The sequence below is a fragment of the Streptomyces sp. NPDC047981 genome (assembly GCF_040653315.1).
Lineage (GTDB): Bacteria > Actinomycetota > Actinomycetes > Streptomycetales > Streptomycetaceae > Streptomyces.
Window position 1 is genome coordinate 37,513 of sequence record NZ_JBEZNQ010000059.1, and the last position, 12,696, is coordinate 50,208.

A 12,696-nucleotide genomic window follows, 5' to 3' on the forward strand; every position below is an offset into this window, starting at 1 on the left:
CTCCGTATCCTCATGCCCCACGGGGCTCACGGGCCGGGCCCCGAGTGCCGGAGGGGGGTGGACAGGTGAGGGAAGCGCCGCACCCTGCGCCGCGTCCCGCGGGCGTGGGCGGACCTCCTGCGCCGGTGGGCCGGCAGGAACTCCTCTCCCGGCTCGAACGCGTCCTCAACTCCCGGGGCCGGGCATTCCTCACCGGCACCACGGGCGTCGGCAAGACGGAGGTCGCGCTCGCCGAGGCGGCCAGGACGGAGGCCCGGGGCGAAACGGTCCTGTGGCTGGCGACCCTGCCGGCCGACCGCGAGATACCCGGCGCCGCGGCGGCCGCCCTCGTCGCCTCGGCGGCGGCGACCGTGACCTGGCCTGGGCTCCCCGACCCCACGGCGCAGGGCGAGCCGAAGGCCTCGGCGGGTGAGGCCGCGGTGCCCGCGCAGCGGACCGACCTGGCGTCCGGCGTCTTCGACGGGCTGCCCGGGCCGCAGCGGACCGCCGTCGCGATGCTCTGCCGGGAGGCGCCGCTGCAGGACGGCGGCTGGGACCCGATCGCGCTGCGCCTCGGCCTCGCGCAGATCCTGCGGGCCCTCACCGCGCGCGGCCCCGCGCTGCTCGTCGTCGACGGCGTGCAGCACATCGACACCGACAGCGCCGACCTGCTGCGTTTCGCCCTGCACCTGGCCCCGCCCGCGCTGCGGGTCATCGCGGTCGAGACCCCGGAGGCGTACGGCTCCGAGGACGGCCACGACACCCGGCTCTGGGTGCCGTCGGAGGCCGACATCCTGCTCGTGCCGCCACTGCACGCCGACGAGATCGCCGAGCTGCTCATCCACCACCGGCTGCCGTCCCGGATGGCCGGCCGCATCCACAAGGCGAGCGGCGGCAACCCACGCCTCGCGCTCGCCGTGGGCCGCTCGCTGGCCGACGCGCGCACCCCCGTCCACCATGCCGAGGCGCTGACCCTGTCCGGCCGGGCCCGGGACCTGGCGCGCCAGCTGCTCGGCGCCGCGCCGCCCGCCGTACGGGAGACGCTGCTGCTCGCCGCCCTCGCGCTGCGCCCCACGGCGGCGCTGATCCGCCGGGCCGGACGCCCCAACGCGGAGGCGGACCTCGCCGCCGCCGAGCGGGCCGACCTGGTCTCACTGGCCGAGGACGGCACGGTCGCCTTCACCGCCGGCTTGCTCCCCTCCACCCTGGTGCACGACGCCTGCTGGGCGGAGCGCAGCGCCGGGCACGCGGCGCTCGCCGGGGTCGTGGACGACTCGGTCGAGGCGGTACGCCACCGGGCGCTCGCCACCGACATCCCCGACGAGGCGCTGGCGGCCGAGGTCGCCGCCGCGGCCGATCTGGCGCGGCGGCGGGGCAACAGCGCGCTCGCCGCCGAACTGGCCCTGCTCGCCGCCGAGTCGACGCCGGTGCTGCACGCGGCGCAGCGGATCAGCCGGCTCGTGGACGCGGCCGAGGAGGCCGCCAGGGCCGCGCGGGCGGACCTCGCGATGCGGGCCGCGAGCGATCTGCTGGCCCGCGACGCGTCCCGGTCCGACCGGGTACGGGCCCGGCTCGCCGTCCTGGACACGGCGGGGCAGGGTCTCACCGGCCTGGACGAGATGTACGTGCACGCGATGGAGGACTCGGAGGGCGACACCGCGCTGCGGGCCGGGGTGCTGCTCCGACTGGCCGTCAAGTACGTGCTCGCGGACGGCGATCCGCTGCGCTCGCGGGCCGCCGCGGTCGAATCGGCGGCGCTGGCCGCCTCGGTGGGCGATCCCCGGACGGCGGCGCAGGCCCTGACGGTGCAGGCACGGATGGACCGCGCGCTCGGGGCCTCCGACGCGGAGTCGGTCCTGGCGCAGGCGCGGGGCCTGGAGATGGCCGAGCGTCCGCTGGGAATCCGTAACGCGGCACAGATCCTGACGATCCGCCACGCGCTCTTCGACGACCGGCTCGTCGATGCCCGTGACCAGCTGAACGCGCTGCTGCCGCTGGTGCAGCGGCGCGGTTCGGTGGAGGACACGATCGAGCTGTTCTCCACGCTCGCCGCGATCGAGTCCCGGATCGGGGCCTGTCCGGCGGCGCTCGTGCACGCGGGCCAGTCGCTCGCGCTGACCCTGGAGGCGGGCCTGTCCCCCGGGCCCGCGTGGTACACGCTCGCGCTGGCGGAGACTGCCGGCGGCAGCTTCGCCCGGGCCGCGAGCTACGCCAGGCGCAGCGTGCAGGCCTCGGAGGAGGAGGGCGACCGGGTCTTCCTCTCCCGCAGCCTCTACGCCCTGGGGCGGGTCCAGCTGGTCGACGGGGATGTCGCCTCCGCCCTGGAGACCCTGCGCCGGGTGCAGGCGAACGAGCGGGCGCAGTCGACCGTCGATCCGTCGATGCTGCGGTGGCACGAGGAGCTGGCGGAGGCCCTGCTCGCCAACGACGCGGCGCAGGAGGCGGTGGATCTGCTGGCCGGGGTGCGGCCGGTTGCGGAGGAGCTGGGCCGGACGACCGTGCTCCTGGGCTTCGACCGGGCGCAGGCCCTGTACCTCGCCGGGTGCGGGCGGACGGACGAGGCGGCGGAACTGCTCACCGCGACCGCCGAGCGGTTCGCTGCGGCGGGGCTGCCGCTGGAGCAAGGGCGAGCGCTGTTCTCGCTTGCGCGGGTGGAGCGCAGGCGCAGGCGCCGCTCGGCGGCGCAGAGCGCGCTGCAGGCCGCGGCCACCGCTTTCGAGCGCGCGGGGGCGGCTCCCTGGCTCGCCCTGACGCGGGAGACCCCGGCCGGGGACGACTCGCAGCCGGCGCTCTCGTCGCTGACCGACGCCGAACTGCGCCTCGCGCATCTGGTGGGGCAGGGCGCCAGCAACCAGGAGGCGGCGGCCAAGCTGTATCTGAGCGTGAAGACGGTCGAGGCCCGCCTCACCCGGATCTACCAGAAGCTGGACGTCCGCTCCCGGGCCCAGCTGGCCACGGCGCTGCGCGGCTGAGCGGCGCCACGACCGGCGGGGTCGTTCCGCGCGCCGTGGCCGGACCGTTCGCGCCGTTCAGGCCGTTCAGACCCTAAGGCCCTTCAGGCCCTTCAGACCGTGAAGGGCCGCTGGCGCAGGAAGGTGGGTGGCGGGGCTCCCGTCGTGTAGAGGTTGGGGCTCTGGGTGGCCGGCAGCCGGCTCTGGATGGCGCGGTGGAAGGAGCGGTAGCCGCCGCGGAAGGCGCCGGAGTCCCAGACTTCCAGAAGCGCGCCGGTGAAGGCGCCGTTGGCGTCGCCGTCGAGGGAGAACTGGTTGTCCTGGCAGCCGGAGATCAGGAGCGCCGTCGCCTGGGACGTCTCCCCGTTCGGGGAGTCCTTCGCCAGGGAGCGCTGCAGGTCCTCGAAGAAGCCCTGGTCGCGCGCGTAGATCTCCTGCTGGCGGAAGGGCGGCATCAGGCGGACGCCGGTCTCCGGCGTGGCGGCCCCGGGCATCTCGATGGCCGTGCCGCTGTGGCAGCAGTCGAGCAGGGCGACGATCCGTACGCCGTCGGCGAAGGCCCGGAACTCCCGGTTCACCTCGTCGTCGAGGAACTGCCGGTCGTAGAGCACGAGCGTCTCGTCGAGGGAGTCGGCCTCGTCGTCGTCCCCCGTGGTGTCCGGCACCTGACCGCCGTGGCCCGAGTAGGTGAAGAGCAGGATGTCGCCGGGGCCCAGACTCCCCGCGGCCTCGCGGAGCGCGCCGGTGACCTGGTCGACGGTGCCGTCGGGGGTCAGCAGGACGGTGTCGGAGAAGCCCGCGGCGCCGGCCAGGGCGGCCATGTCACGGGCGTCGTTCTCGCAGGCGTTGAGGGCGCCGTCCCAGCCCTCGTAACGGGCCGGGTCGACCTTGTTCAGTCCGACGTGGACGGAGATTCCGGCGGGCATGGGGTGCCTCCTTGAACAGGGTGAGGAGGGAAGCACCGGGCGGCTGATCGAGTGGCCTCTGCGCCCGGTGCCGAGCGCGACCCTTCGGGCGCGGTACTTACATCGTATGAAACCGACCGATCCCTCGCCTTCCACACCGCATCCGCGCGGGGGCGCACCGCGCCAGGACTCGCTCGCCGACCGCACCGGCTACGACGAGGACTTCCTCGGGCCGACCGTGCCGCTGGCGCTGCCCGTGCGCACCTCCGTGGAGACCGTGATCCTGCCGTACACCCATTTCACCGTGGTCTTCCGGCCCGACCGGCGGCTCGCCGCCTCGACCGCCGTCTGCATCGACGGCGGTCAACTCGCCGAGGACGTACCCCGGGACGACGTCTGGCTGTTCGATCCCCGGCTGCCGAAGGAGCAGCAGACCGGCAACGACGTCTACAAGAACAACAGCCTCGACCGGGGCCATCTGGTCCGTCGGCTCGATCCGGTGTGGGGCCCCGCGGCGGTCGCGGGACGGGCCAACACCGACAGCTTCCACTACACGAACGCGGCGCCGCAGTCGGACGTGTTCAACCAGGGCAAACAGCTCTGGCAGGGGCTGGAGAACCATCTGCTGGACCACGCGGCGGAGTTCGACCGGCGGCTCACGGTGTTCACGGGGCCGGTACTGCACGACTCCGACCCGCCCTACCGGGGCATCCAGGTGCCGTTGCGCTTCTGGAAGGTGGCCGCCTTCATGCAGGACGGGGCGCTCGCCTCGACCGCGTACGTCCTGGACCAGAGTCCGGATCTGAGCCGGGACGCGGAGCGGGCGCTCGCCGGGGCGAAGGCGGGCGCGCCGCCGCCGCTGGGCCCGTTCCGGACCTTCCAGGTGCCGGTCTCGGACATCGCCGAACTCACGGAGCTGGACTTCGGGCCGCTGCCCGACGTCGATCTGATGCCGCCGTTCCGGTCGCCCGAGGAACGCTGGCGGCGCCTGGAGTCGCTCGACGACATCATGCTGCACAGCTGACGGGGGCGGGCCGTCCGGCTTCCGTGCGTCGGCTTCGGCACGCGGGCTCCGCCGGTTCGGCCCGTGGCCCGTTTGCCACGGTTCCCGCCCGGTGAAACCATGACAGAGAGGACAGTCGGGACCGCCGGGCAGGTGCGGTATGCCGCTCACCGATACGGAGTGGGGACTCGTCACCAGTTGGGTGCGTGAGTACCTCCTGGACACCCCCGACCCGGCCGGCCGGCTGCGGGGCGTCGGGCTTTCGCCGGAATTCGTCGGGACACTCGTGCTCACCCCGGACCACGACGCGAACGCGCGTCTGGTGGTCGGGGCGGCACGCAGGGACATCGCCCACCAGCGTGCGCTGCTCGACGCGCTGACCGGGCTCGACACGCTCACGGCGGCCGGGAACGCCGAGGCGCGGAGCCTGCTGCGACGGCTGCGGGAGGACGAGGAGCTGCTGCGTTCGGCGCGCGACCCGTTCGGCACGCTGGTGCTCGCGAACGGGACCGAGGTGTTCATCGACCGGGCCGAGCTCCGCGAGAAACTCCGCGGGTTCGTCGCCGATCCGGAGCAGACCGTGCTGGTCGTCGACGGTGAGCCGGACAGCGGACGCTCGTACTCGTACCGGCTCATCCGGCATCTCGGGCAACACTGCGGCTTCCGTCCCGTACGGATCACGCTCTCGCGGACGACGACGGCGGCGCGGCTCGTGGAGCGGCTCTCCGAGTTCGTGGCGGGCCCCGGAGTGGACCGAGCGCCGTTGAACCCCACACAGTTGAACGATCCACTGCCCTCCGTCGACGACGCCGTGCACCGGATCGTGAGCTGGGCGACGGCCGCCGAGGAGCGCTTCTGGCTGGTGCTCGACGAGTGCGACAAGCTCGACCCGACCTCGGACGCCTGGGACTGCATCGGCAAGCTCGCCCTCGCGGTCTACGAGCACACTCCGGTACGGCAGGACTCCGTACCCCGGCTCGTCCTCCTCGGCTACTCCCCGGCCATGCGCCAACTCCCGTACGACATCCGCAAGAACGAGTGCCGGGACACGGCACGCATCGCCACCGAGGACGATCTGCGCGCGTTCTTCCGGGAGTTCTTCGGACAGGAGCAGCCCCCGCCCGACCCCGAGACCCTGACGCGCCTGGTGGACGTGGCGGTCACCGAGGTGCTGCGGACGGTCGCGTCGGCCGGTGGTGACGCGCCGGGCGACGACGCGACCGGGGCGGGCTCGGCGGCCGGGGCCGGCTCGGACGTGGTCGGCTCGGCCGGGGCCGGCTCGCTCGTGAGCGGCTCCGCCGGGGTCGGCTCGGCCGCTCTCGGCTCGGAAGGGGCCACCGACAGCTACATGCGCCGGGTCTGCACGGCGGTGGAGGAGACGGTACGGCTCTCCCGCGCCCTCGCCCCCGGCGACGACGCCCCCGAGCGGCTGCGGGAGGCGATGCGCAGCGCGGCCGACCGGCCGCCGCCGACCGCCACGCTGCCCGAGCTGCGCAGGGCCTACCGCGAGGCGGCCTGCCTCCTGGACGAGTTCGACCCCGCCCTGCTGCGCCTGCCCGGCGAGAGCGTGCCCACCCGGCGCGCCGTCCTCGCCCTCGTCGACGACTGCACCGCGCTGGCCTCGCACCCCACGCAGACCTGGGTCCTGAAGCCGGAGGTGCGCGAGGCGACGCTGAGTTCCTTCGCGACACCCGAGGCCGCCCGGCGCGCCCTGGAGGCGGCCATCGGCGCGGCGTCCGGCGCCCCGCCGGCCGCCGAGGGCACCGCGCACGCGCCCGGCGAGGGCGGATGCGGCGACGGCACGGCCCACGGAGAACCGTGCGACGGAGCCCGGCACCCTGGGCTCGGCACCGAGCGCGCCGCGCTCGCCCTGCTGTCCGGCGTCCCCGCCGACCTCGACGCGCTCGCCGGAATCGACGGGCTCGACGGACTGGGCGTCGAGGGACTCTGCGACACCCTCCGGGCGGTCCTGTGGGTACGCCGCATCCCCGGCGTCACCGGGCTTCCGGACATCGACGACCTGCAACACCGCCTGGAGCGGGCGCGGTTGCTCGAACCCCTCGAACGGCTGATCGACGGGCCCGTGCACGGGCGGCAGCGCGAACTCGACGCCCTGCGTGCGTACATCGCGCTGCCCTCCGAACCGGCCGAGCCGCCCGTCCTCATCCACGGCATCGGCGGCATCGGCAAGAGCACCCTGCTCGCCACGTTCCTCGTCGAGAGCCTCCGCGACTCCCCCACCGGATTCCCCTTCGCCTTCATCGACTTCGAACGCCCGACGCTCTCCATCCACGAACCGGCCACGGTGCTCGCCGAGGCCGCCCGCCAGCTCGGCATCCAGTACCCCGCCCACCGCTCCGCGTTCGACGCCCTCGCCGACGAGTGCGAGGAGACCGCGGCCTCCCAGCGGGGCGAGCGGAACCAGCTCGACGAGCTGTACCAGCTGTCCGCCACCCGGGCGACCCTCGGCCGCGACTACTCGGCCGGCTTCCACTCCCGGGCCAGCGCCCGCGAACAGGAACTCGCTCGGCATGTCGGCGAGTTGGTCGCCGAGGCTGTCGCCACGCCCCCGGGCGAGGACGACCCCCCGCTCGTGGTCGCCTACGACTCGTTCGAGGAGGCCCAGTACCGCGGCTCCCCGGTCCTCGGCCGGATGTGGGCCATCTGGTCGGCGCTGCGCGCCGCGTACCCCAGGCTGCGGTACCTGGTCGCCGGGCGCGCCCCCATCGAGCACCCGGCGAAGGTCCTCACGCCCCGCACCATGGAGCTGGGCGAGCTGGACCAGCAGGCCTCCCTGGACCTGCTGATGTCCTGCGGGGTCGACGACGAGGACGTCGCCCGGGACCTCGTCGACCGGATCGGCGGACATCCGCTCAGCCTCAAACTCGCCGCGCGCACCACCGTCCTGCTGGGCGCGGGCTCCGAGTCGCTCGGCGACCTGCTGCGCAGCCTGCCCTCGCGCCGCCGGTACTTCCACCACCAGGTGGATCAGATGCTCATCCAGGGCACGCTCTACGAGCGCATCCTCAACCACATCGCGGACGAGGCCATCCGGGCCCTCGTGCAGGCGGGTCTCGCGCTGCGGGTGATCACCCCGGAGCTGGTCCGTGACGTCCTCGCCGAACCGGCGGGCCTGGCCGTCGACTCGGCGCACGACGCCCGTACGCTCTTCGGCCGGCTGGTCTCGCGGCTCGACCTGATGGAGCCTGCGGGACCGCAGGCCGTGCGGCACCGGGCGGATCTGCGCTCGATCATGCTGCGGCTGTCCGACAGCGCGCGGACGGACCTCATGCGGGCCGTGGACCATCTGGCGGTGGAGTACCACGCCGCCCGCGAGGGCCCGGCCGCGCGCGCCGAGGAGATCTACCACCGACTGCGGCTCGGCCAGAACCCCCGTGCGGTGGAACGCCGTTGGGAGCCGGGCGTGGCCCCGTACCTGACCGGCGCGGACCGCGACATGCCGCCGCGCTCGGCCGCGTTCCTGCTGGGCAAGCTCGGCGGCCACGTACCCGACCGGATCATGGCCGAGGCCGACCAGGAGGACTGGGAGCGCATCGCGTCGCGCGAGGTGGAGGACCTGCTCACCCAGGGGTACGTGGAGGCGGCGGCGGAGCGGCTGGCCGAGCGCCGCCCCTGGACGCCGTGCAGCAGGCTGCACGGGCAGCTGGTGGAGACCCTGGCCCGGTCCGGGCGGGTCACGGAGGCCCGGGCGACCGCCGAGCAGGCCGTGGACCTGGCGGCCGAGGCCGGGTGTGCGAAGACCCGCCTCGAACTGCTCCAGCTGTCCGCGCGGCTGGCCCAGGACGAGGGCGACCTCGTCGAGGCCGACCACGACCTGCAGGAGGCGGAGGACGTCGCCGCGGGGCTCGGCCTCGCGCACGAGTCGATGGGGGTCCTGGTGGCCCGCTCGCGGCTCGCGGCGCTCTCCGACGAGGGTTCCGCCGAGATGGACGTACGCCTCGCCCGCACGCTGCGCGGCATGCCGGACGAGGAGCTGGCCCGGCAGCCCGCCCTCGCGCGGGCGGCGGCGGCCACGGCCTCCCGGGTGGATCCCGCCCTCCTGGAGCACACGCTGCGTCTCGTGGGCCTGCCGGCCGACGACGAGGCGGTGGTGGCCGCCCTCACCCGGTGGATCGACGCGGCGATGACCGACGAACCGCAGCTGCGTGAACCCCTGATCCGGATCCTGGAGTCGGCGGCGGGCACCGCGGACGCGACACCCCCCGCACCGGCCGTTCCCGCCGCGACGAGGACGTCGACGGGCAGCCACGCGGTCCCCCGCACGGCCCGGATGACGCGGGAGGAGGTCGAGCGGGCGCTGCGCCAGGCGCGCGGACGCGGGACGCTGGACAGCGTCGCATGGCGGGTGCTCACGCTCCGCGACGCCAAGGGCGACCTGGTCGAGGGGGTCGCAGCGGCCATGGACGCGGGCGCCCCCGACCGGGGTCAGGGCGCGGAGCCCGCCGGCGGCGGGGACGGCCGGGGCGTGTGGTCCAGGCCCCCGCCCGACGCGTCCGAGGGCGCGGTCCGCGGCGTGCCGTATCTCTCCGCCGAGGACCTGGTCCGCGTCCGCAACGCGGCCCTCGACGCGGGGCTCGGCGAGGACGGCGTGCGGCGGCTGCTGTTCACGGGGACGAGCGCGCACTTCCGGGCCAGCCTGCCCGCGATGGACACCCCGCTGCGGCAGATGCACTCCGACCTGGATGTGATGAACCAGGTGGAGCGGTTGATCGACGGAACGGTGCCGCTGGAGATCTGGCTGCACAACGCGATCGCCCAGACCGTCGACGCGGCGCCGCTCACGGTGCTCCAGCGGGCGCTCGACGACGTGGCGCGGGACGCCGCCGGGGAGCCTGACCTGCCCGCCGGGCCGCTGCCGGCCGAGACCAAGGAGGAGGTCATCTTCCGGGACGACACCGTGCCGTTCGAGTTCCTGCAGGGCGGCGTCCTCGCCGGCTCGGCGGTGGCGCGCCTGAAGGTCCCGCCGTTCGAGTCGGGCCGGCCGCTCCAGCCCGCCTATCCGCACGCGGGCACCGGCTGGCTCATCGCCCCCGAACTCCTCATCACCAACCACCACGTCGTGAACGCCCGTACCCGCTCGCCGGGGGTGCTGCTCCGGGTCGCCGACGACGACCTCCAGCTCCAGGTGCGCAACTCCCGCTCGCGGTTCGACTACGGCGCCGACGAGGCGGAGACCCTGGAGGCCACGGCGGCCGCGCTCGTCGCCTGGGACGAGGGGCTCGACTTCGCGCTGATGCGGCTCTCGCCCGGGCTGCCGCCGCGCCCGGTGCTGCGCGTGGCGACCGCCCCGCTGCTCCTGACCGGCTCCGAACCGGTGGCGGTGAACATCATCCAGCACCCCGGCGGGCAGCCCAAGCGGGTGGCCCTGCGCAACAACCTGGTCTTCGAGGCGGACGAGCGCGACCTGCGGTACTTCACCGACACCCGCAGCGGCTCGTCCGGTTCGCCGGTCTTCACGGACGACTGGACGGTGGTGGCGCTCCATCGCGGCACCCGCAGGGTCGAGGAGGTCCACTACCAGGGCAGGACGACGGCGTTCGTGAACGTCGGCACGCAGCTGAGCCGGATCCTGTCCCATCTGAAGGAGAAAGCACCGGAGTTGTACGAGGAGATCGGCGCCGCGCAGTCGTTGCCGGGCCCCGAGACCCACATGTGGGCGGCGTGAGCCCGGCGCGCGGCGGGGCGAAGGCGCCGGCCGCGAGGACGAACGGAGAGGCGGAGGTGGCGGAAGATGGAGACGCGGGTGGCGTACGGATCACCGGTCGCGACGGACCCCGAGCGGGTCTTCGACGACCTGGCGGGCGTGGCGGCGCGGGTGCGCCGGCACCTGGAGGCGGAGATATCCGAATCGGCGGCCGAGCTGCCGCCGGACGAGGCGCCGGCCGGCCAGATCGCCCGGTTCGCCCAGGAGGAGCGGGCCCGGGTCCTGGAGGCGGGGGCCGCCGGCCTGGAGAAGCTGGCCGCGCACCGGGCGGACGAGATCGACGAGGACGAGTACTTCGGCGTGGAGGCGATCGTCCTCCTGGAGGGCCGGCCGGCGATCCTGGTGCAGGGCCAGAACTTCGCCGCTCAGGACGGTGACTGGTCGGTCCTGGAGGCCGGGCGGGCCGCGATCCGCGAGTCGATCGCCCGCGTGGGCCGGGTCGAGGTGACCGGCCACCCGAGCCTGGACTGGGTGGGCACGGCCTTCCTGGTGGGACCGCGCACGGTGATGACGAACCGGCACGTGGCGGTGGAGTTCAGCCGCGCCGTGGACGCGGGCTGGTCCTTCCAGCAGGGCATGTCCGCGCGCGTCGACCCGGGCGAGGAGCTGCCGACGGACCCGGCGGCGGCAGCGGGGTTCGGGGCGGGGGCGGGAGCTCCGGCGTACGAGGTGACCGACGTGATCGGCATCCACCCGGACGTCGACATGGCCCTCCTGCGGATCGAGCCGCCAAACGGCAGCCCGCTGCCGACCCCGCTCGCCGTCGCCGCCGACGCGCCCGCGAGCGTGCCCGGACGGCCGGTGTACGTGGTCGGGTACCCGGCCTGGGACGGACGGCGCAACGAACCCGAGTCGATGCGGCGGATCTTCATGGACGTGTACAACGTCAAGCGGCTCCAGCCGGGTACGGCGACCGAGTTCACCGCCGGCGGCCTGGTGATGAAGCACGACTGCTCGACCCTCGGCGGCAACAGCGGCTCCCCTGTCTTCGACCTCACCGACCATCGGGTCCTCGGTCTGCACTTCGGCGGACGCTACCGGCTGGGCAACTTCGCCGTGCCTCTGTGGGAGTTGATCGACGACCCGCTGCTGCAGCGGGCGGAGGTCAACTGGGTGTGAGCGTCGAGCGGGTGCGGGTTCGGCCCGCGCGAGCACCGGATCACGTCGCTGAACTCCCGCGCCGTGTGGGAGAGTCGGGCGCGTACGGAGGGCAGACGGGGGCTTGGGGGACGGCGTGGCGCGGGTCATCGACGGCCGGTTCGAGCTGGTGGCGCGGCTCGGCGGCGGCGGTATGGGGTTGGTGTGGCGGGCCCGAGATCTGATGCTCCGCCGCGACGTGGCGCTGAAGGAGGTACGGCCTCCCGACCCGGCGCTCGCCGAGTACGACCCCGCGGGCGCCCGTGCCCTGCGCGACCGGGTCCTGCGCGAGGCGAGGGCGCTCGCCCGCGTCACCCACCCCCATGTGGTGACGATCCATCACATCGTGGACGGAGGGCCGGAGTCGTACCCCTGGCTCGTGATGGAGCTGGTCACCGGCGGCTCGCTGCAGGACCGGCTGGACCGGGGCAGGCTCACGCCCGGCGAGGCGGCCACGCTCGGGCGGGGGATCCTGACCGGGCTGCGCGCCGCGCACGCGGCCGGGATCCAGCACCGGGACGTCAAGCCCGCGAACGTTCTGCTGCGGCCGGACGGCTCCCCGGTCCTGACGGACTTCGGCATCGCGGCGTTGCACGGGTCGACCGCCCTGACCGCCGCCGGTTCCCTCATCGGCACACCCGACTTCATGGCCCCCGAACGGGTCGGCGGCGAGGAGGGCGGCCCGGCGGCCGACCTGTGGTCGCTGGCCCTGACGCTCTACGTGGCCGTGGAGGGACGGAACCCGCTGCGCCGCTCCGGGACGCTCGCCACCCTCGCGGCGGTCCTCGGCGAGGACGTGCCGCCCCCGCGCGAGGCCGGCCCGCTCACGAGGGCGCTGACAGCCGTCCTCGTACGGGACCCGTCGGCACGCCCGGACGCGGCGGCCCTCGACGGGCTGCTGGCGGAGGCGGAGGACGCGGGGCGCACGGAGGAGTCGGGACGCGCGGAGGGCGCGGGGTGGGCGGAGGACTCGCGGCGGGCGGCGGATGCCGCGGC

Annotated in this window: 6 protein-coding genes; 5 read left to right on the forward strand and 1 reads right to left on the reverse strand. The window is 74.5% G+C overall.

What is annotated here, in order from left to right:
- Nucleotides 1-125: 125 nt before the first annotated feature.
- Complete coding sequence (locus tag AB0E14_RS28605) at nucleotides 126-2,951, forward strand: LuxR C-terminal-related transcriptional regulator (protein ID WP_362424245.1); 2,826 nt, start codon at nucleotides 126-128, stop codon at nucleotides 2,949-2,951.
- A gap of 92 nt (nucleotides 2,952-3,043) precedes the next feature.
- On the opposite strand, the gene AB0E14_RS28610 is transcribed toward AB0E14_RS28605, so the two are convergent.
- Nucleotides 3,044-3,856 (reverse strand): caspase family protein, encoded by an 813-nt coding sequence (locus AB0E14_RS28610; RefSeq protein WP_362424248.1) that lies wholly within the window; start codon nucleotides 3,854-3,856, stop codon nucleotides 3,044-3,046.
- A 106-nt stretch (nucleotides 3,857-3,962) separates the two neighbouring features.
- Between AB0E14_RS28610 and AB0E14_RS28615 the strand changes: the two genes are divergently transcribed.
- The 4 genes from AB0E14_RS28615 to AB0E14_RS28630 all read left to right on the forward strand — a co-directional run.
- On the forward strand, nucleotides 3,963-4,859 hold the full coding sequence (locus AB0E14_RS28615) for a DNA/RNA non-specific endonuclease (RefSeq protein ID WP_362424251.1): 897 nt from the start codon (nucleotides 3,963-3,965) through the stop codon (nucleotides 4,857-4,859).
- 139 nt (nucleotides 4,860-4,998) lie between these two features.
- On the forward strand, nucleotides 4,999-10,524 hold the full coding sequence (locus AB0E14_RS28620; RefSeq protein ID WP_362424254.1) for a trypsin-like peptidase domain-containing protein: 5,526 nt from the start codon (nucleotides 4,999-5,001) through the stop codon (nucleotides 10,522-10,524).
- A 66-nt stretch (nucleotides 10,525-10,590) separates the two neighbouring features.
- Nucleotides 10,591-11,682, forward strand: coding sequence for a serine protease (locus tag AB0E14_RS28625; RefSeq protein ID WP_362424257.1), 1,092 nt, complete (start codon nucleotides 10,591-10,593; stop codon nucleotides 11,680-11,682).
- Nucleotides 11,683-11,854: 172 nt separating this feature from the next.
- The coding region (locus AB0E14_RS28630) for a serine/threonine-protein kinase (protein WP_362424266.1) at nucleotides 11,855-12,696 on the forward strand (842 nt) is incomplete at its 3' end.